Here is a 20080-nt window from a genome sequence, read left to right on the forward strand (position 1 = left end):
TCTGAAACCGGCTAGTCACTCGGCGGTTCGAAATGGCCAGGAGGCCGTGATTGCCAGGGTACCGTCGCCTGTTTGGATTGCTTCACCAGGCCTCGCAGGTTGACCTCCGCCGCCCGCAAGAGTTTGGGGTCCCCGGCTTGGATGAGGGCGGTCAGCAAGACATAGAGAGAACGATCATAGCCGGCTGCCAGAACGATCCGGTCCAGAACAGGATCGGCCCCCGTCAAGGCCTGAATTGGGGAACCCTCTTCATCGTCCTGGCAGAGAAGGGTCAAATCCGAGGGAGAGATGCAGAGCCAGGAGAGAGAAATCTGGAGTCCGGCAGCCAGTGATTGGAGTGTTGAGAAGTTGGGGTCAACCTCTTCCGACTCGATGGCCTCGATAAGCTCGGACGACAGGCCGGTTTTCTCGGCGAGCGCACGTTCGGAGCATTTTTGCGACAGGCGCCAAGCTCGAACCAGTGGACCAATGTGTGACATGGGACCTGATCTTAATGGAACCGATTGAGGTCCTGCAATGGAGTGAGACTGGATCTGGCGGTTTTGCGCAAGATCAATCGGTTAGCTCATCAGAGACCGGGTAGAACCATATTGTTGAATCGGGTACAATAGACCGTTACTGTTGTTGTACCTGAGGCGAGGAGGAACAGCCGATGTTAGGAACCGATATTCGCGGCATCATGGCCGAAGAGGAAGAAGTCCAACGGCGGCAGGAAGCCTTGCAGTCGTTGATGTCGATGCGTGAGAGGCTTCTGCGCGAGTCCCTTGAGGCACGGATAGAACGGGCCAAGGGTTCCGGTGATTGGACGAATTTATCTCGTGCAGAATGTGCCAGTATTTACAAACAGGAGCGCGTCCATCTTCGCGCACAACTCGAACAATTGAAGGCTGAGCGCGATCGGACCCGAGGAAAACTCTCCGCGCTCAGACGAGCCAAGGCGCGGGCTCAGCGCATTCGTGCGGCTGAGGCTGCATCCGGCAAGAAGCGCAAATAGCTCGACGTGGAAGAGGGGTCGAGCTATTCGCAGCAGGCCCCTCTTTGCCTCTATCTCCTACCACGGTTCGCTGTTGGCTGCCCCACTTCGCACCATTTCCCGCCGTCAGATTCAGTATATTCGGGAGCTGCTCTCCACAAAGCGGACTCGCGATCAGGAAGGAGTATTCGTGCTCGAAGGAGCCAAACCTATCCTGGAACTGCTCCGGTCGGCACCGGACCAAGTCGTCGAGGTCGTTGTCACCAGCAATTTTCTTGATCGTCACACGTCGTCGGAACGGAAGCAGGTGCTCGAAGCAAGCGGCAGGGTGTATTCCTGTCCGATGGAACGGTTTTCGCCATTGTCGGATGTAGACTCGTCACAAGGAATTCTGGCGCTCGTGCGCCGGCCTACCTGGGATCAGCAGACGATCTTGGCACGACCCAGGCTGTTGGGCGTCTACGGTGACCGGCTGCAAGACCCAACGAACCTAGGGTCTATCATTCGTACAGCGGCTGCGTTGGATATCGGAGGATTGTGGCTGACGGCTCATTCAGTGGATGTATTCAATCCCAAGGTGGTTCGGGCCACCGCTGGAACTTTGTTTCGCCTTCCCATTTTTCTTCACGCGGAATTGCAAGATTTGGTTCAAGCAGGGTGCACGGTGCTGGCGGCCGATTCCGCCCACCGAGACAGTATTTCCTTGCGATCGATCCACTCTCTTCCGGCGAGGACCATCGTCGCCTTGGGCAGCGAGGGGCAGGGGCTGTCGCCCGCTACGCTTCAGGCGGCGCGGACACGGCTCACCGTTCCTTTGCGGAAAGGGGTGGAGTCCCTCAATGTTGCCGCCGCTGCTGCCATGATTCTGTACCACTTGTCCGGGCTTCCGTCTTCCCGTTGATGGGTTCAAAAGAATTTCGCCGCCTTCGCAGTAGGTGCTACTGAGTACTGACCTGCTGCAGCCTTCTGAAGTGTTCGTTCAAACTCTTGGCAATCAGAGCATGACCGAGTTCATTCCAATGCGCGTCGGACGCGGATACGTCGAGTCCATTTGCCTCTGCATTACGAACCGCATCCGGCACGTCCTTCCAGAACTGGATTTGATGATGAGAGGAAATTTGTTCAAACGCGGTGCTGTAGGGCTCATCACGATCGCAGTTGAACGCGTAGAGAGGGACGTTGCCAATGCGGCGCCGTACCATGCCCATCAGCTCATCGGTGGTCTGAACTGAGCGAGCGAATCCGGGATGCGCAAATCTTGCGCGATCGATCTGGAACTCGATGGATTCAAAGGGCCCCCTGGCGCGCAAGCGATCAACCCTACTAACAATAAAATAGAGGAACCGGCTGTGCCGTTGAATCCATTCCCTGGCTTGCACTCCGCTTGGTTTCGGGGAGCGCAAAACCGGGCGACCATTTTCCCAGTAGGGTCGGATCCAGCCGTTATTGTTGAGCGAGCTGGCCATCTCCAAGGCGTGATCGTTATTGATGAAGTCATTACTGCAGAATTGCCACAGCACCATGGTGGGCCGTATCGTGTCGAAGACTTCATCGAGAAGAAGGTATTCCTGCAGCGTGCCGTACCCGCCGGTTCCATAGGCAAATGTCTCCACGCCGAGCAGGTCGCTTAGTAAGGCGTAATAGGTCCTGTCATTGGACACCGCCGTTGCATGGGTAAAGGAATCACCAATGACCAGCATCTTCGGCTTGGTGGACCGCAGATCGCCGTATGTGCGGAAGCCCAACAGGCCTTGGGTCCGATGAACGTGGTAGGGTTGTCCACGCAAGGTGTGTTCTTCGAGGTCCTGCCCGTAGTGCTCCGTCGCACGCCATCCCAACTTCGAATCCATTGTGATGGGTCCGATGCGCGCAGGAGATTCAAAAAATGGAATGTCATCGCGGAGCAGGTGGACCGCACGGATAGCCAATTCGCCAAGGATTAGGCAGAGGAGAATAGAACCAAGACCTGCAATCGTAAGACCGGCGACCAAGACTCTGCGCCGGGGCTGCACCTGTTGGGCCATGGAGAAGTTCCGTAGTCTTGGAGTGAAGTATATAACGCCCAGCGGCAATTCCCAACATGTCCTAAGAAAAAATCCGTGAGCAGTATGCGCTTAGGGGCCACGTTGCTATGTGGGCGACTTCTCTACAGCGGAATGGGATATGGTGCCGAGGGACAGAAGACGCACCATCACTTCGATATGCTCCAAGTTGTTGGATTCCCACAGGGTGCCCCTTGGGTCAGAATCGAAAAGTGTAGCGATTCACCATCGTTTCTTGTAGCTGTCCGGAGTGCCCAACCGCAAGCCTTATACCACCCATCAGCAGGCTGGAGTCAAGGTAGTCCCTAAGGGGGGGCGTAAGGGCGGAACGTAAGGGCCGATATGATCGGCAGGGCACCTGTAAACACGATTTGCTCAGGTAGAAAAATCTGTTGGCCTATACGCTCCAACATCGGCCCGACGTTCCCCCCATGCCATCGGCCCATCATTAAATTCTTCCGCAGGCGCACGCATCCCACTCTCAAATCGCAGCCTCCATGGGGCATCATCCTTGCCTACGCCCATAGTTACGCCGATAGTTACGCCTACAACGCCGTTCGGGTGCATGGGCGGAGTCGCTGGTCGGTCGTATCTGCCGAAGCTCTGGCTGAGGCCATAGCCAATTGGGTTCAAGAAGGCAACCCTTCCACTGTTGGAACCGTTCCAGCGGCGCAGACGCCTCCAGCCGTGAGGTGATTCCACTCCCTCACTCAATCCACCTCAGCAATCTTTCCACCTCTGCAGTTGATCCACCCTTGGAAGCTTTTCAGCCTATTCAGAAATCGTCTCCGTTTTAACCTTTCTGAACTCGTTGAAATCGCGAAGGGCGATCCCCTCGCTTTCTGCTATTCAGTATACAGTTGATTATTGAATAGAAGCGTGATACCTTTCCGCATAGCATGAACCAGACCGCAACGGTCAACCACCTGGAGGCAAGCACCATGAGCCACAGCAGCACGAAGCGAGTCGCCTTGTACGCCAGAGTTTCCACTGACGGCCAGAGCGTTGAGAACCAACTGCGAGAGCTTCGAGAAGTGGCAAGGCGGCATGGATGGGAGATCGTTGGAGAGTTCGTAGACCGTGGAATATCAGGCGCGAAAGGCCGAGACCAGCGCCCTCAGTTCAACGCTATCCTCAACGGCGTGGCCAGGAAGGACTTCGACCTTGTTGCGGCGTGGTCAGTGGATCGCTTAGGTCGTAGCCTTCAACATCTGATCGGTTTCCTCAACGAACTACATGCGAAGAAGGTGGATCTCTATCTTCATCAGCAAGGCATCGACACAACCACACCAGCAGGCAAGGCCATGTTCTCCATGTTGGGCGTCTTTGGTGAGTTCGAGCGCAGCATGATTCAAGAGCGCGTTCGCGCAGGCCTTAAGCGAGCAGTGGCGCAAGGCAAGGTGCTGGGCAGGCCGATGATCAATGGAGAGGTTGAGCAGCGAGTGCATGTGCTTCGAGCGAAGGGGTATGGAATGATCAAGATTGCGAAGGAAGTTGGCATTGGTGTTGGAACGGTTGTCCGGATGGTAAAGGCCACACACGTCTAGTAGGCAACCAGGACGAAAGAGGATACAGAATGGACAACCCACAAGATGTGCAGAAGAGGAAGCCTCGATGGGGCCGGATGCTCCTCATTGCCGCTTTCATTGGCGCGTTCTTCGCAGGCATTGAAGGTGGGACGAGCAAGGGACTGGAGCATATCTTGGTCGGAGGCTTTCTCGGCGTTCTGGCGTTCCTCATTGCGGTGATCATTATTCACACCAACGACGGCTTCAGTGGTCGTTAGGGAACTAGCAAGGCGACTGGGTCAATCTCCCAGGCTTACCCAAGGCCAACCAAATACACTACTGAAGTATAATTAGGCTGTCCTACATACCTAGACTGCCTCCAATCAACCCTCCCTCCCAGAAGCCACAATCCCAGCTCTTCTCCCTGTTCGTCGCTCATAATGCCAGCCAGAGGCCTTCCTAGGTCGGTTCTTGGCGAACCTCCAAGAGGCCTTCCGACTCAGTTCCCTGTGAGCGACAAAGAGCGTTGTTGAGAATCTTCTCAAAGAGCCTCGAACTCGCTGCTCTGAAAGAAGGTACCTGGCTGTGCGGGAATTACCCACTACCATAGGAGCCCCAAAGCGTTCCAGTACTGTGCGGATTTAAGTCGCATCTTAGGAGATAGGAACATGGGGCTTCGCCTGCGCGACGTTTCACACAGGAAGACGCAGAATGCCGGGGTCGGTCTGACGACCTCCTGGGTCGGTTCATACCGAACCTCCTGTTCTCTGCGTATTTACAAGTGGTTGTGCAGCTTTTCCGATTCAACCACCACCATAGGAGAGAGGGCTGTGCATGAATTAAGTCCGATCATAGAAGGGAGGAACCTGGTCGGCTGGGTCAGCTGTGCTGGAATTAAGTCGTACCATAGGAGCCCCCAAAGCGTTTCAGGGCTGTGCAGGGAATAACCTACGATCTTAGGAGAGAGGAAGGATTGTTGAGCATCCAGGTCAAGTATTCATGCTCTCACCTTCGTTCTTAATCCCCTGTCATTAGTTTCTTCGCCGTTTCTGCAACCACAACCAACCATCAGCAAGGAGCATCATTCGGAACAGACGAACAACAACAGCACAAACCGACCACTGAGCTCGTAGAACGACCACTGAGTTCGAAGAACGACCACGACTGAATAACAACATGCACGAAGGAGTAACAATGGATAATGAAACACTCTCAAAGATTGTCGAAATGGTCCTTGGTCGGCGCTTCCGATCTAGGACGGAGCTCGCCACCTACATCGGGGTTGATGTCAGCTACATCTCAAGGATCTGTCGGACGGCTGTCCAGCGGGGCATGGTCGATCCCAAGGAATGGCAGGATAGCTTTCGCACAGGGCGGTGCGGTCATCGAGGGAAGAATAAGAAACCGCGTGTGAACGCCCATGGCAGAACGGCTGAGAAGGTGAAGCAGGCACTCGCCCTGAAGGAAGGTCGTCAGACCGACACGGAAGGCGGGGTCAAGGCCGACCAAGGAGACCAACCCTAGCTCCAGTCTCACGCCAGCGTCACCACAACCTGCTGATTTCCTTACAACCCACATATGGTCCTGGCCTACCCATCAAGACCGTGTTTTAGCCATCCCACAGCCCCTGAAATATCAACAAGTTGTGGGCCGGTTTCTGACCACCTGAGAGTCGGTTTACCAACCTCCCAGCCCCATGAGGGGGGCAACCAGCCCTGTCGAAGGGCAACCAGAAAGGACGCCCAAAAGAAATCGCATCATGCCAGCCCCCACCAAGTTTGTGTCAGTCGGTGAATTGCCAACCAGCACCACCAAGAACAAGAAGTCCACCAAGAAGTCCACCACCAAGAAGTCCACAAAGCCCGTTCAAGTGAGACCACAGCCCCGCGTCTCTGATGAAACCAGAGAGCGCCTCTATCAGGAAGCCCTAGCCTATCGAGGATGTGAGGGCATGGCACCGGAGGATGTCCGCCAGTGGGTGGACGAACGGTTAGAAGCCTACCTCTCGAAGCAGCCCTTCTGGTTTGGCCATACGCAAAAGGCCGACGTTCCACATAGGGCAGCCCATGCTCAGTTCAGAAGGGAACGAGAGGCTGACAAGGGAGTCGTCAGCGACGACAAGGCAAAAGACAAGGGTAAGTGTTTGTGCCCATGGTGTACTGGGCAGTTACCGAGGTCGTCAGAAGCGACCGACCCAAGGAAAGGAGAATCTGAATGAACGCCCCAAAGGCAAACCCAGTCCACGTTGGCCAGACCTTGGTCGATAGCAACGGGGGGCAGCACAGTCCACTGTGGTTTCCCCACAATAAAGTCTTCCTCTGCAGCTGCGGTCAGTGGGGCTGCTTCAGGACCATCCCTGCAATCGGCCTCCAGCGTCTTGAGGAGCATGTCCAGAAGTGCTGCGAAGCACTCGGTGCGAGCGACGCAGGGAGTCGTCATGGCGTCGCCTCGACGGATCTCGAAGCTCTTCCGAGAGCGGAAGACGACAAGCAGCCCTGTGAAGGGCAAGGAGCGCCTAGATGCTGAGCCAAAAGGACATTGAGGAAGCCAGCGCCATGCTGCGTGAGTCAATGGCCAACCACAGGCCGGTCAAGAGGCGCACCTATGCAGAATACGAGGAAGAAGAACGGCGGCTGCACGAAGACCCCTACGGCTGCGGCGGGTCGTTCGGTCGGTGGCTCATTGCTGAGCGAAAGGCCAAGGATCTGGCCGCTAGGAAGAAGGTGGAGCCATTGGTCAACCCTAAGGGCAGGCGGGGACTGCGGCAGTCTAGGAACGGCCCTCGCGTCCCCTTTGAAACCATCTTGGGCACAATCCAGCACGGAGCCTGGAGGTCACCCGATGAGATGGCCAAGGCGTACTCAAGGCCTCGCGCATGGGCGATGCAATTCAGGGCTGTGGCGATTGCCCAAGGGTACATCACGAAGGAGGAATGGAAGGCAGCCTTCAGTGAGCCTTCCTAGGCGAAGGCAGCGGCATTGTAAGTAAGTAGTCAGCGGCCCTCAAAAGGGCGAGCGGCCCTCAAAAGGGCGAGCGGCCCTCAAAAGGGCGAGCAGTCAGCAGAAGTAAACCAATCAACCAGCCCCATGAGGGGCAACCAGACCACACAAAGGGAGTAATCATCATGGCAGCACGAGTTAAGAACCTGGGCGGAGGTGTGACGGAGATTTCGATCAGCGACAGCTTTGGAGCCGACGATGGTTCTGAATGGGAAGCTGTGGGCTCTCGAACATGCTTCAAGAGCAAGGCGGAGATGGTCAAAGCGATGGCCAGTCCAGACTACAAGAAGTCTGCAGGATACCGTCAGGTGGTGCGGCAGATCATTGCGCAATCTGACCCCGTTGTTCTGGGATTGGCAGAAGCGCCTGTGAATGATCGCTTTGAGTACGAGCAACAGAAGACTGCAGCAGCACGGGAGCTCTTTCGTGATCCCCGCTACCGTACGGATGCACGGTATCGGCAGTATGTAGCCGACGTGGTGGCTTCACAGGAAGCCGAAGGGTACTACCCAGAGCTCTCGCAGGCTGCAGTCGATAAGCAGCAGGCGCGGGTGCGTGGTGGCAGTTATGAGGAGCCGACCAAGATGACTGGCCCTGAGAATCCGAATGCGAAGCGGGACCGCAACGGGGACCTCAAGTAGACAGTAAGTAAGTAGTTCATCCACTGACAAATAGACAGTCCGCTGTCGGACTAGACTGGGACTAGAAAGGTATCAACACCATGAGCACCACCATTCGCACAGACAATGAGAACGCGCCCGTTGAGTATGAAACCATCACCAACAAGATTGTGGAGGTCAGTTCATCCTATCCCACGACCACGGTACGTAGTGATGCTGGAGGGGCAACGACTGAACACACGCAAGTGATCCACACTACGCGTAAGGAGTGCCAATGAGCGCTCAGCCCAAAGGAAAGCAGCCCAAAGGCAAAGACACCCCTCCGCCTCCCGATCCGTATTCTGAGGCTGACAGGCAGGCAAGGCTTGAGGCTACACGAGCGGAGTATGTGAAGCTGGCGAAGAAGAAAGCCTACGATGACAGGGTGAAGAAGGGCCAGGGTGTGGATTGGAACAGTTTATTCAACATTGAAGGAGTGAAAAAGGAGTGAACGCTATGAAGTGCGAATGCGCCCCTGGTGGGCAAGGCAGAGGCCCATCAAACCCTCTCAGTGAGTTGCTGGTCCCGCCAGTGAAGAAATTCAAACTGTAAGTAATCCACGCATCTGCAGCGGCGGAAGCTCCTAGCCTCCCTGAGATCAACATTCCCACACAACGCATCACACGCGCCCACTTCCGGAGGACTGCGGTCGTCCAGCGGTGGAGAACGGGTGTGGTATTGCGGGAGTGAGGCTCAGGGTGGCGCACTAGGGCGGGCCATAGCATGCAGTCTCAGAACCTTAAGTGGGTGGCTGTAATGCTTGTCAGTGCCCGAGAGATCGGTGGGGAAGATCCCGCCGGTCTCACCCTTGGTGTCTCCTACGTAGTTATCAATCAACACATCTGGAGGAAGGAAATGGAACAAGTCCCGATGACTGCACAGGCAACGGAAGAACGCTGGTGCTCGGGGTGTCAATGTAAGCACCCTGTGGAAGCCTTTGGGGTGAATCAAGCGAAGAAGAGGGGGTATCAGAACCTGTGCAGGGAGGCGAAAGACTGGGTATGCGTCATCCGGCCAAGCTTTAAGCCAATGGATCGTGGGCCATCCGACAGTGGCCAAGAAACGCATTCAATGCCTTTGCGAAGTCCACAATAATTTCAAGGCTGACATGCCCGAAGACGAAGCGCGAGCGAAGTGGATCGCCAAGTATCCAAGGTCGTCTTCAGGACAGCTGTCTTCGACCGACCCACTCCTCAGAATCGCATCGTAAGTAGTTCCTCTTTTCTATCAATCAGACAAGCGAGCAGCCCTCCAGGGTATGGCTTCGTGATTGAGCGCGGCCCCCTCCCTCCGCTATTTGCGCGAGGTTGTGTCTTGCGAGGGCTGTTCACTTGTCTACGTAAATACGAACTGGGAGGTTCGTCAAATGTTATCCACACACGAAGCACAAGAGCTTGAACGGCTCACCACAACGATTCACTTTCAGATTCTCAGGGAACACGGCAACAACCCCGACGATGCTCAGGAGCTTGCCCTTAGAGCCATCCACAATCAACTTGTTGGGATGGTCACAGAAGACTCACGAATGCATGGTCGTTGGTGCTTATCTGCGCCCATCGGCTTCGGTAAGTCGAGTGCTGTGGCGGCATTCCTTGCTGCAGCCTTTCAGAAGAAGCTACTAGGAAGGATCACCGTTACAATCGCAGCCGCTAGGGTGGAACAACTCTACGACTTCGAGGATGCAATTCTGGATGCTGGTATCCCGAAGGACGAGATCAGACGCTACGTATCCGTTCTACACAAGGACAAGAGCGCTAAGAGAAACAGCGACGAAGACCGATCCGTACCAGTGCTCCTCATCACTCACGAGAAGATCCGGCGAGTCTACGCACGACCCGAGCGGGATGTTGTTGACCGCAAGCCAGTCTACTTCCTCAAGCGGGATCTCGTGGTGTGGGATGAACGGTGCCTTGTAACCTCCCCTGTGAGTCTCCCATTGAAAGACCTCAAGCAAGCCCATGGTGCGTTGAAGGCGGACCACAAGCCCCACCATCGTCCGCTGATTGACTGGCTGGATCAAGTGTTGCCTGTGCTGGTGAAGTCAGCGGCGGACATGTCGAGCAAGTACAGCAAGGGGTTGTTGCCTAAGTCTGTGGGTGTTGCCCCTGAGCTACCAGCGGGGAACATCACCAGCTTCCTAGCGAACATTCATGGTGCAGGAGTCGTACAAAAGACCCTCCAAGACTTCCTGAGCATGATGCAGTTTAGACTACGCCTTATCCCGATCAAAGGGCATGAGGCTATGGTCAGTTACTTTGTCGTGGTGCCGGATCACATCACCAACGTGCTTGTGTTGGATGCCTCGTTCAAGGTGTCAGAGTTGAGCACGCGAGATGCTTCAATCAAGAATCTGGAAGACCATCACCCGATGCTGAACGAGTTGAAGCAGAGCTACAGGAAGACTCTGCGAGACGTGATCGACTACTCATCAATGCAATTCCTTCACTGGAACGTCCCAACAGGGAAAGACTCTGTGGTGAAGGCGTTGAATGAGTACACCAAGGGACAGGCTAAAGGCGGTAACCCAGTGGTGGAGTTGATTGAGATCGTGAAGGCCCGTCAGGCTGCTGGTAAGGCGGTGCTGATCTGGACACATAAGAGCAGCATGGGGTGTAAGGACATCCCACAAGCCCTTGAAGCTGCCCTGGCGAAAGGTGGAGTAGACACCATGCAGATGGTCAACAACCCAAACAGACGAAGTGGCAAAGAGCAGGTTCAACAGATCGTGGTGGAGAACTATGGAAAACATGACGCAACGAACAAGTACTCCTACTGCAATGTCGTCATCCTGTTCGGGGTGCCACGTAGACAACTAGGAGACATCAGTGCGGCTATCCTGGGGGTAGACCGCGAGCTTGGCGGAAAGTTGAAGTACCAGGAGGTCTACTCAGCGAGGGTTGGGGAGTCTGCTGTGGGTGCTCAACAAGCCATCGGTCGGGGTATCAGCAGGATCACGTTGAACGGGAAAGCTGGTGGTCAGGAGACGATCCTGTTCTACGAAGACACTGTAGACTTCAACCTGTCAGAGCGACTGGTAGAGATTTACCCTGGTGCAAGTTGGGATGCTTACCAGCCTGTGTATGCCAAGGAGTCGAAGACGCTGGTATCGAAAGGTGTTGAGGCGGTGATGAACTTCCTCGACATGGTGCCAGCCGAGCAGAACGAGATGAAGATGCTAGCCCTGAAGGTTGCAACTGGAATGCAGAGCACCGCGAAAGCAACCTGGAGCAGAATCATGGATCAGGTTGAGGCTGAATATTCCAACCCTCACAAGAAGACCCCTCTTATGCCCGATGGAACATTTCCCGCAACCCCTTGGAAACGTGAAGGACATTCGCTTGTAAGGGTTGAGGCTGGGCTGTATGGCCTCAAGGATGAGACAGCAGCCTAAGCCATTCCGCTAAATGTGCCGGTGAGGTTGCCCCCAGAACGTGGGACCGTGTGTTGGATGCAATCTGTGATGATTCTGCCAACTCTCACATAAGACCTCTTCTTATGCCTCTTGGCAGAACGGGTGCAAGTGTATGGAAACGTGAAGGAAAGCGGATTGTGAGGGTTGAGGCTGGCCAGTACGGTTTCAAGGATGAGTCAAAGGCAGCTTAGTCCTTACCATACAAAGGGAGGGTCTACCGTACAACGAAAGTAAGTAGGCCCTCTCTTATCCACACCCAACTATCCCAACACCGACAGCCTAGTAAGGCCTTCAATGACGTAAGCCAGGGCCGGTGCTCGCAAGAGCGCCCTGGAGGTCTATCAACATGAAAGGTCAATCCAATGAATCACTGTAGCGTGTGCGAACGGGCCAACATTGCCTTGAAGCCCGATGCCATCGGCGTTACGGGCGGAGGTCTTTAGGAGACACGTAGGGATTGAGGGAAGGGTGTCTTAGACTACCATTGACTCTCCTGAGGTCTTTGGTGTGCTAGGTGGGTGAGGTAGGAACTCCCCACAAGTAATCTATAAGTAAAGCCTCACACAAGCTCTACTGTGGGGACCGTAAATCTTATTGAAAATACAGGAGAGTTTCTCAAAGTGACACTTCTGTATTGGTTGCCGAAGCAGCCTTACGGTCCCTCAATTCCTTACGGTCCCTCAATTCCTTACGGTCCCCAATAAAACACAGTGACGGTTTTCGTCACTTTCAACAGGTCTATTCAACATGAAAGGTCAATCCAATGAATCACCAATGCAGTATTTGCGAACGTACAGGAATTGCCTTGAAACCTGACACCATCGGCGGTCGTATCCGCGGTCATCTGTGTGGCAACTGCCAGCACCTCATCCAGTACTTACAACGGGAGGCTTGGTGGTTGGGGCAAGCTTTGAACTATCTCGGATTTCATCTAAGCCGGTGAGTTCTCACGAACACGGTAACCAGAACGAAAGGGAAATGAACATGTCTACAACCAAGACAAGGCTTTCCGAAGCCGGAAATGATGTCGTCCGAGTCATCATGGGCGATTGCAAACCACAGTGTTTCTTCCCAACAGGCCACAGAAGTGTAGAAGGCTCGAAGTTGGATCTACGTAGTCTCGAAGACAGCGGCTGTCCCGAAGACCGTTGGTCCAGTCGTCCGCTGAGTAAGACGCTAACCGTGGAGGTGAGAAAATGACTCCTGAGGTCAAACAGTCCACACCGGACAACCAGCCTGAGTGGGACGCCGACTTGCCCGATGCAACGGACCAGATCCTTGACCGTATCCACGAAATGAAACAGGCGGGAATTGTCTTTCACTCAGCCGAAGAGTTCGAGCAGCCCGCAACGGGCAAGCAGCTGGAGCAAGACCGTGGCGCTAAGGGGTACACAATGTTCAAATCAAAGCAACAGTTCGACGGCGGCAGATGGCCTGGGAGGTGATATGGCTACGCTATGGGACGTCAAAGCGAAGCTCCTAAGCATCCGGCCTGCAGCCTTTGAGCCAGAGTGGTACTTAGAGCCTTGGTTCAATCCAGCCGTTTGCGAGTACTACGTAGCCAATGCCGTTGAGATCGTCCCAACAGCCATTCGGTGGGGGCAAGGAAAGCCCTTCTGCTGCCATTTGAACAGCCTTGAGCACGCCTCAACTCACCCAGGGTCGGTGCCATACTGGGGAATGCAGTATCTCGAATGGGCACCTGTTTATGGCCAGGAAGTCGCTGCCTCGTGGGAGGTCCACTCAATCGCTGTTGAACCAGACGGCACAGTGATTGATTCAGGGGAATACGTACCAGCGAAAACGCGATACGTCATGGTCCCATGGAGTTGGCAGCTGCACGACTTACTAACAAAGGGGATGGAACGGAGGCCATATGATAGGTAGCCTTTAACAAGACTGCCACTCACACAGGAGATGTACGAGGATCTCATCGGCAGGGTTGCGTAGGAGTAACTAGGAACTCACCAGGCCAGGGAAGGCCAGCTTCTCCAGATGCTCCTTTAGCAACGCCAGAGGTATCCCCTCACGATGCACATAGGTCTGCCCATGGACATTCTCAGCGGCGTGTCCAACGATCACCTCACGCATATCTTGTGGCGCCCCAGCAGCCGTCAACCGAGTGACCACAGTATGCCGGAAGGAGTGGATCACCTTCGCAGGATCGGTGATGCCAATCTTGTTCAGATGCCGCCCAAACCATTTCCCAACAGCATCCCCGTACCCGTTTCGGTTCTTCTCTAGCTGGTAGAACAACCGCGAATGTCTCGCCTTCTTTGTTTGCTCTACGTACTTCAGGAAACCAAGCCTGATCAGTTCTGAATGCACCGGCACTCTTCGCTTGCTTCCTTGTGTCTTCAACTTCTTGCGCGGCTCGCCAAGTATAAGACGACCAACGCAGCGTGACCACAGAACCTCCCATCTAGTTTCGTCTCAGGTTCAGGAACCCACCCGACCAAGGACGGTCAAGGCTGTCAGCGGACTGACAATAAGTTCCTGTAGTCTAACTTCTCCAAGTTCTCTTGAAGCAACTTCAGTGGAATCTGATCTCTGTGCATGTAAACGCGGGAATGTACCCCCGCTGAGGCATGACCTACGAGGATCTCCCTGATGTCCTGCGGTACAGAAGCAGCAGCCAGCCTTGTCACAACAGTATGCCGTAGGCTATGCAGGGTCTTGTGTCCCTTGATACCGGCATCCTTCAGCAGCCGCGCCCACCACTTGCCCACAGCATCACCAACAGTCTCCCGCCCTTTGCTGCCTTTCTTCTTTGGCGGCTTGGGGAAGAGCATTGTCCCCTTACTACACTCCCGCTCGCTAATATAAGTACGTAGGCCAAGCTCCAGCAGATGGGAGTGAATCGGCACTCTTCGGATGCTGGCTGTGTTCTTGAGACGCCTCCCACGATCTTCCTCGAACTTCAGATCCATGTACCAAATCCCATCCTCACTTTGCCTGATGTCTGCCAAGGCGAGTTGATCGATCTCGGAGCGGCGAGCACCAGTGTACAGAAGCATGAGAGGCAACCAAAACCGTGGAGGGTTCTTCGTCCGCTGAGCCAGGAAGTCTGGATGCGTGAATGCTGCTTTGATGTCTGCATCCGTGAACGGCTCATAGGATCTCTTCTTGACACCTTCATAGTCGATGCCCTCACAGGGATTCTTGCCCATGTAGTGGTCATGCCGGATCGCCCAGCTGAAGAAGTGTCGAAGATCACTCAAGCCTTGGTTCACGGTGCTGTGGGTCATTCGGATGTACGGTTTGTCCTGAGATTGGGAAAGGATCTCCGCCATGGGCAACCCTCTGAGCTTGTCAGGGATACGCTTTGGAAGTTGCCCATACGTACTCCTGAAGGCAATGCATTGCGCCTTGATGATGTCTTTCAGCAGGGTGGCATCGTTCGCAGGCAGAGACTCTGTGAACCGTTTGAGCACAGTAGCTTTCTCGTTGTTGGTTCGCTGATCCCTATGGGCATAGTGCTCCATGTAGAGCGCCACAGCTTCCTTGATGGTCGGGGTTGAGGCGAAGACATTGTGCGGTCTGGAAGGCTCTTGGTTGCTGTAGACCGCTGATGTTGGGTGTAGCGGATGTTCCTCAAGATAATTGCCGCTGAGCCTGTCCATCTCCATCTTGACGACTCGCTGTTGAGCCACTAGGACAGAGCGACAGAGTTTCTTGTACGCTGGGGAAGTCTTGGCAAGGGTCAGCTTGTGGGAGGCTAGCAATTCATCAACTGTTGGAGAAATTCGCCTGTAGTCGTGATCCGTGAGATTCATGACAGTGGAGTCAAGGAGGTCGGAGAGGGCAAGCCACGTGGCTTCCTGTTCCTCCTCAGACATCCTCCCACGGTCAATGCGTTCCTCTTCACACCGATCCAGTGTGGTGCTGAGGTACTCCTGAACAAGAGCGTCGATTTGTTCTTGAGTCATGACCTGATGGTGTGTCCTGAGGATGGTAAAAAGCTTGGCGAGATTGCCTTCCCACTGTGCCCCCAAGAGCCTAGCACGGCGGTAGCTGGAGCACCGAAGGCTTTTCAGAATCTCGCGTCTACCAACTAAGTGGCGAAGGTCGGAGGGCACAACGACCCGTGAGACGTAACTGTCAGACCGTGAGGAAAGTGTAACCATGGGCAGTCCTTTGGTGTAGCGATTTCGACACCAAGGACCACTCGAAGTGAGAAAACGCAGGACTGGAGCGGGATTAACGAAACGATGGTGCCGAGGGACAGAATCGAACTGTCGACACCAGCCTTTTCAGGGGTGACTAAAGATGAGGAAAATCAAGACGTTATAGGAAAAAGGCGATGCAAATCATGACATTGCCTGCCTTTAAATTACATAGAGTTACAGATGCAGGTGCCACTGGTGGCACCTAACTTCAAGTCGGTTTCCATTGGCGAAGGGGACGAGATTTGAAGCCCCTGCAGTATCAGAGACTATAGGCCAAGATCTCATCTCATCGTTTCGTTCTCAATCACTTACAGAAGAGGCAGAGGTAGGGGATGAACCGATCAAACCTGATCGGACAAGATAGTTCTGCCACACTTTTGTCACAATCAGCAGTTTCTTAAGGGCGGCGAGACGATGCATTCGGATAGGCCTCGTTCCGTCCTGAAAGTCGGTCGAATTCCCAATTGAAGGCACTGAGAGTTGCGCATAACTTTTCATCGCCAAATGCCTTAGCTGCGAGGGCAAAAGAAAGGATTGCGCGGAAAAATGGATTGTAGAGGTCGTAACGATGTATGTCTTCCCTGGGGGTTCCAGCCATACCGTGGATATGAAATCGAGACGGGTCCCCGCCCCACATGTCCATGATATGCGATGAGGCACCGTGAATATATCCGGAGTAGCCACTGTGAATTGTGCGGGACAGCGTCACGGCAGAGCTTGGGTCATTGGGCTGTTCTTCAAGACGTGATAAGTAGGCTCGGATTTTTCGTCTCGGCACCATTGGACGATCAAGCACGGCGTTACCTGTTTCAGGGTCGAATTCTTCTTTGTAAAAGGCGTCGAGGTAGTCTCGATGAAGTTGCGTTATGTCGTTATGAATTATTCCGAAGGCCAGAAACCAGATGTCCTCATGAAACTCGTCAAGCATGCGTTGGATCGCGCCCTGCTCTTGAAAAAATCCTTTATCGCAAAGCAGCCGAGCGGCATGAAGGCCCGATACCATTCGGGCGAGTTTTTGAATCAGTGCTTGGTGAATCGTCTTTTCTGTATATCTGAAGACGAAGGAGTCTCTATGCCGCATTCTCTTGGGAGGAGGAACCATACCCTCAAGCCGTCTGAAGGATTTGTCCAACTGGCGGAGCGTCTGATTGTAGAGAACGTCCATAAAATGCATGCGTGGTAAATATTATCACGGTCGTATCTTGTCAGCGAATTGCTGATTCATAACCTCGGGGTTGGGCGAGAGACTTAGTGCTTCGGCTTTTTCTGAGTGGGACTCAAAGTGAGTAAAATCAAAAAGCCTATATGGAAATGGGCGTTGTAAAACGTGACCTCGCGTATCTCCTAATGAGAATGATTCGGAAGGCAAGGTGTCGGTGAGTGGCATCTCGCCAGGACGCACACTGGGTGGTCGGAAGTGAAAAGGGTCACTTATTTTTCTTAACTACTACCTTGCTGTCACACGTTGCGTCTTCATCAGCTACGCTGTCGCGTTGTGTCAAAGTCAGTAATTTGTCTCCGCTACTAGAAAGTGGCAGTTCCGGCATGGGTTCAGTGTTGATGGATGAAGCGATCTGCGTCTGGTCTACTAATACCTTTGCGATGGCTGCGTGTCCCTGAGCATTGGGATGGAACATCCCATAGAAACCATTTTCTCTCTCGATGATCTTTGAGTCTTTGCTTTCCGTTTCCATTGTTGTCCTGGGCCACTGTGTAAGTAAGGAATCATTGGCCGTTCTTATGAATCGACTGCGGGAGGTATACGGAGACCATTCTGTTGGGTTGACATGAGACAGGCATCTGGAATTACCGGTACACCACCCTCGGTCCTTCATCGCACTCTCTGTGGAGATAACTTGCCACCCAAACTCCTGTCCAATTTCTTTGAGGGCACGATTCAGTGGATTGATGACATGTCCCTCAACGTCACGTGCTTCGTCAGCTGTGAAATTGACTTCCCACTTGTAGAGCGTTAGCAATCCAAAAAGACTTTTGGAAGGAGGTAAGACTGTATGAATGGCGCGCCATTCATTCTCATCGTTGCTCCCCCCAGGGTTCCCGCAGAGCGCTCCCCCTGTTTTGTATAGAGGATTGGGATACAGGTTGAGTATGATTTTATCTGGGGTGAGCGTCTTCTCGTGAGGGTTCATTTGCAATACCTCTTCTAAAGCGAGTTTTAGCGCCCTATACCTCTGCGGTATGTCATGGATCCTGGTCTGGGCTGATAAGCCATATTCCCTACATTGTTTCTGCCGCTTGAGATCTTCCGGGCTCGTTCCTGCAGGCAGGTATGGACAAACAACCTTCCCCTCTTTTTGAACAATTTGTACTATCTGTTTTGCCAATTTGCCCAACAGGGGTGTTCTAATATGAGTGTCTCGCGGCAACAGTGCATCTGCAATGAGACCCGAAAACCCAACATCATTTCCCCCAATAGATAGCAATACATAGTCAATCTTGCGGAGTGGCTTCTGACAGAATCTCAGCCTTTCCTTTCGCTGTTCATTCAGCCAATTCACCTGAGCTTTGTTGTGCCAAATACCTTTTAATGCTGACTTGATTTTATTAATTTTGTCAGATCCTAGGGGCTTCGAAGGCTCAGGGCAAAGTAGGTCAACTGCTGCATTGAGTTGAGAATATGGAACATCACACTGTTTATCCCATTTATTAGGATTGGACCGTTCAAAAGGTGGTTGGCAGCGATGCATTGAATGACCAGGTGGAAATCTTTGAGGTGCTAATAGTCCGTCAATGATCTCGGCACCGGAACACGCCAAATGAACAAATGCAACGACCGCGTGTGGACTGGCGGATGCTACATGTAGTGCCGCGAGACTTTGGTAACTGTAGAAGGATCTATCGCATCGATTTGACCACCACTGAGCAGTCTTCAAGACTCGGTCACCTGTAGCAGTATCGTTCAGCGGAGGCCACTTTCTTTTAGCGTTTTCCTCCCATTTGGTGGGCGAGTCTGGATTACCCTCCCCGGCAGCATATGAATCACCTAACCCCAGAATAATTTTGAAATCGGGCTTTATCTCCGCTGAAGCGATTTCAACTCCGTCCTGGAGGACAGAAACTTTGGCCCCCCCAGAGTCAAATCCGGCAATGACGAATGGATCATTGCAGGGCTGAGACATTTCATTCGTGTTGATACGCCAAATACAGGGCTTCTGTGTCAGAACTTCCGTGCGATCTTTATCAGTTACTAAATAGGCTTTAACGAAAACAAGTTTTGGCAAATTGACGAAATCTTTTTCATACCTCCCCGCGGATTCATTCCATGGACCAGGATCAGCAATGTAAGGGGAATGCTGTTGCTCGATTATTCGCTTGAACCAGTCCTCTACTTTTTCTCCGGCTTCCTGTCTGTATCCTTCAAATTGCTTAGCCGACTGTTCAGCTGATTGTTTGACTCCTGCTTTGTAATCGAATGCTCTATAGCGGTTTCCCACTTCCCATTCTATGCGAGGGCCTGCGAAAGAAGCAGCTACGGCAGAACCGACAAAGTAAGTAGTCAAAGCGACAATCAGAAAATAGTCTTTAGTCCCCATACGATACTTCCACTTCTGAGGTTAAGGATGGAAATGGACTGAACTAATTCACCTGCTGTGGATGACACATTCCTTGGCACGGTGTGAAACTCTACCCGGAGGATGTTGTGTGGTCAAAATTGCACCCACCCGAATAATTCGGTTTGAGAAACTACGATATCGATAAGGATGGTTTGCAACCTTTATTTTTTTCGGGAAATTACTGCAGTTATCTCACCGTGGTTGTTCCAATAGAATCCTCGAGCATCATTCGCATAGAGAACCAACGAGCCATCTTCCTCTGCAAGAAGGTTCGAAGATTTCGATAAATCGTGGAGGTGACATTTGTTCGTGCCTTTGATTTCCGCTATAAGTGCAAACCAGTCTGCTTCGCGATTCTTTTTTAGAAGGGCAAACAGATTCATCAGCAAGGTTCCTGAGTCGCCCTGAGGAGGGATATGCTTGTGTGAGGCGTCATACCAGGCTTGTTCTCTATCCACTGACACGATGTACTCATCGCCTCCTTGAAGATGCAGCCCGACAGCATTTTCTGAAATCTCAGCCTTTATTGAGGCCACACATGAAGCTCCTACGGCAAGCCTGTGGTCATCCACCTGCGAACACAATACTTCCTTCTGAGGGGATACAATTGCTGCAGGATTGAGATAGTCATTTCCTGACCATGCATGTTCTCCGGCCATCACCCATACAGCACTGGCGATAAGGAACTGTCGTATTTTCGAACTCATTTTCCTAAGTGCCATCCGCGTGCTCCTATACTCATT

At 53.2% G+C, this 20080-nt stretch carries 17 protein-coding genes; 10 read left to right on the forward strand and 7 right to left on the reverse strand.

Annotated elements, in window-relative coordinates; genetic code table 11:
* Positions 1-11: 11 nt before the first annotated feature.
* Positions 12-479, reverse strand: a complete 468-nt coding sequence (locus tag HRU82_18705; protein ID QOJ36855.1) for a helix-turn-helix domain-containing protein — start codon at positions 477-479, stop codon at positions 12-14.
* Between the two features lie 173 nt (positions 480-652).
* Here HRU82_18705 and HRU82_18710 point away from each other — a divergent pair, with 173 nt between their 5' ends.
* A complete protein-coding gene (locus HRU82_18710; protein QOJ36856.1) occupies positions 653-994 on the forward strand; it encodes a hypothetical protein in 342 nt (113 codons plus the stop codon).
* Between the two features lie 169 nt (positions 995-1163).
* Positions 1164-1874: an RNA methyltransferase gene (locus HRU82_18715; GenBank protein QOJ36857.1), complete on the forward strand. Its 711-nt coding sequence runs from the start codon at positions 1164-1166 to the stop codon at positions 1872-1874.
* Positions 1875-1911: 37 nt separating this feature from the next.
* Here the strand turns inward: HRU82_18715 and HRU82_18720 are convergent, their stop codons facing one another.
* Positions 1912-2997 carry an SGNH/GDSL hydrolase family protein gene (locus tag HRU82_18720; GenBank protein QOJ36858.1) on the reverse strand — a complete coding sequence of 362 codons (1086 nt, stop codon included), beginning with the start codon at positions 2995-2997 and terminating at the stop codon, positions 1912-1914.
* Between the two features lie 959 nt (positions 2998-3956).
* On the opposite strand from HRU82_18720, the gene HRU82_18725 reads away from it, so the two are divergent.
* The 8 genes from HRU82_18725 (at position 3957) to HRU82_18760 (ending at position 13038) form a co-directional block, all read left to right on the forward strand.
* Positions 3957-4562, forward strand: a complete 606-nt coding sequence (locus HRU82_18725) for a recombinase family protein (GenBank protein QOJ37268.1) — start codon at positions 3957-3959, stop codon at positions 4560-4562.
* 29 nt (positions 4563-4591) lie between these two features.
* Positions 4592-4801 carry a hypothetical protein gene (locus tag HRU82_18730; protein ID QOJ36859.1) on the forward strand — a complete coding sequence of 70 codons (210 nt, stop codon included), beginning with the start codon at positions 4592-4594 and terminating at the stop codon, positions 4799-4801.
* Between the two features lie 916 nt (positions 4802-5717).
* Positions 5718-6047 carry a hypothetical protein gene (locus HRU82_18735; protein QOJ36860.1) on the forward strand — a complete coding sequence of 110 codons (330 nt, stop codon included), beginning with the start codon at positions 5718-5720 and terminating at the stop codon, positions 6045-6047.
* A gap of 995 nt (positions 6048-7042) precedes the next feature.
* Positions 7043-7486: a hypothetical protein gene (locus tag HRU82_18740; protein ID QOJ36861.1), complete on the forward strand. Its 444-nt coding sequence runs from the start codon at positions 7043-7045 to the stop codon at positions 7484-7486.
* A gap of 161 nt (positions 7487-7647) precedes the next feature.
* Positions 7648-8163 carry a hypothetical protein gene (locus tag HRU82_18745; GenBank protein ID QOJ36862.1) on the forward strand — a complete coding sequence of 172 codons (516 nt, stop codon included), beginning with the start codon at positions 7648-7650 and terminating at the stop codon, positions 8161-8163.
* A 253-nt stretch (positions 8164-8416) separates the two neighbouring features.
* Positions 8417-8632, forward strand: coding sequence for a hypothetical protein (locus HRU82_18750; GenBank protein ID QOJ36863.1), 216 nt, complete (start codon positions 8417-8419; stop codon positions 8630-8632).
* Positions 8633-9547: 915 nt separating this feature from the next.
* Positions 9548-11572 (forward strand): hypothetical protein, encoded by a 2025-nt coding sequence (locus tag HRU82_18755; GenBank protein ID QOJ36864.1) that lies wholly within the window; start codon positions 9548-9550, stop codon positions 11570-11572.
* 1217 nt (positions 11573-12789) lie between these two features.
* Positions 12790-13038 (forward strand): hypothetical protein, encoded by a 249-nt coding sequence (locus tag HRU82_18760; protein QOJ36865.1) that lies wholly within the window; start codon positions 12790-12792, stop codon positions 13036-13038.
* Between the two features lie 511 nt (positions 13039-13549).
* On the opposite strand, the gene HRU82_18765 is transcribed toward HRU82_18760, so the two are convergent.
* The 5 genes from HRU82_18765 to HRU82_18785 all read right to left on the reverse strand — a co-directional run bounded on the left by HRU82_18765 (position 13550) and on the right by HRU82_18785 (position 20059).
* The gene (locus HRU82_18765) at positions 13550-13927 is read right to left on the reverse strand and encodes a tyrosine-type recombinase/integrase (GenBank protein QOJ36866.1); all 378 of its coding nucleotides are present in this window, start codon (positions 13925-13927) and stop codon (positions 13550-13552) included.
* 140 nt (positions 13928-14067) lie between these two features.
* Positions 14068-15522 (reverse strand): site-specific integrase, encoded by a 1455-nt coding sequence (locus tag HRU82_18770; GenBank protein QOJ36867.1) that lies wholly within the window; start codon positions 15520-15522, stop codon positions 14068-14070.
* A 637-nt stretch (positions 15523-16159) separates the two neighbouring features.
* Positions 16160-16843, reverse strand: coding sequence for a hypothetical protein (locus HRU82_18775; protein QOJ37269.1), 684 nt, complete (start codon positions 16841-16843; stop codon positions 16160-16162).
* A gap of 346 nt (positions 16844-17189) precedes the next feature.
* Positions 17190-19316: a hypothetical protein gene (locus HRU82_18780; GenBank protein QOJ36868.1), complete on the reverse strand. Its 2127-nt coding sequence runs from the start codon at positions 19314-19316 to the stop codon at positions 17190-17192.
* Between the two features lie 182 nt (positions 19317-19498).
* Entirely contained in the window at positions 19499-20059 is a 561-nt protein-coding gene (locus HRU82_18785) for a hypothetical protein (GenBank protein ID QOJ36869.1), read from the reverse strand.
* Between the last annotated feature and the right edge of the window lie 21 nt (positions 20060-20080).

It is taken from the genome of Nitrospira sp. (assembly GCA_015709715.1).
Classification (GTDB): domain Bacteria; phylum Nitrospirota; class Nitrospiria; order Nitrospirales; family Nitrospiraceae; genus Nitrospira_A.

Bases quoted from the DNA above. Each gene is read 5' to 3' on its own strand.
- HRU82_18705 (QOJ36855.1), bottom strand. From the start codon at position 479: ATGTCACACATTGGTCCACTGGTTCGAGCTTGGCGCCTGTCGCAAAAA.
- HRU82_18710 (QOJ36856.1), top strand. From the start codon at position 653: ATGTTAGGAACCGATATTCGCGGCATCATGGCCGAAGAGGAAGAAGTC.
- HRU82_18720 (QOJ36858.1), bottom strand. From the start codon at position 2,997: ATGGCCCAACAGGTGCAGCCCCGGCGCAGAGTCTTGGTCGCCGGTCTT.
- HRU82_18725 (QOJ37268.1), top strand. From the start codon at position 3,957: ATGAGCCACAGCAGCACGAAGCGAGTCGCCTTGTACGCCAGAGTTTCC.
- HRU82_18730 (QOJ36859.1), top strand. From the start codon at position 4,592: ATGGACAACCCACAAGATGTGCAGAAGAGGAAGCCTCGATGGGGCCGG.
- HRU82_18735 (QOJ36860.1), top strand. From the start codon at position 5,718: ATGGATAATGAAACACTCTCAAAGATTGTCGAAATGGTCCTTGGTCGG.
- HRU82_18740 (QOJ36861.1), top strand. From the start codon at position 7,043: ATGCTGAGCCAAAAGGACATTGAGGAAGCCAGCGCCATGCTGCGTGAG.
- HRU82_18745 (QOJ36862.1), top strand. From the start codon at position 7,648: ATGGCAGCACGAGTTAAGAACCTGGGCGGAGGTGTGACGGAGATTTCG.
- HRU82_18750 (QOJ36863.1), top strand. From the start codon at position 8,417: ATGAGCGCTCAGCCCAAAGGAAAGCAGCCCAAAGGCAAAGACACCCCT.
- HRU82_18755 (QOJ36864.1), top strand. From the start codon at position 9,548: ATGTTATCCACACACGAAGCACAAGAGCTTGAACGGCTCACCACAACG.
- HRU82_18760 (QOJ36865.1), top strand. From the start codon at position 12,790: ATGACTCCTGAGGTCAAACAGTCCACACCGGACAACCAGCCTGAGTGG.
- HRU82_18770 (QOJ36867.1), bottom strand. From the start codon at position 15,522: ATGACTCAAGAACAAATCGACGCTCTTGTTCAGGAGTACCTCAGCACC.
- HRU82_18775 (QOJ37269.1), bottom strand. From the start codon at position 16,843: ATGCGGCATAGAGACTCCTTCGTCTTCAGATATACAGAAAAGACGATT.
- HRU82_18780 (QOJ36868.1), bottom strand. From the start codon at position 19,316: ATGGGGACTAAAGACTATTTTCTGATTGTCGCTTTGACTACTTACTTT.
- HRU82_18785 (QOJ36869.1), bottom strand. From the start codon at position 20,059: ATGGCACTTAGGAAAATGAGTTCGAAAATACGACAGTTCCTTATCGCC.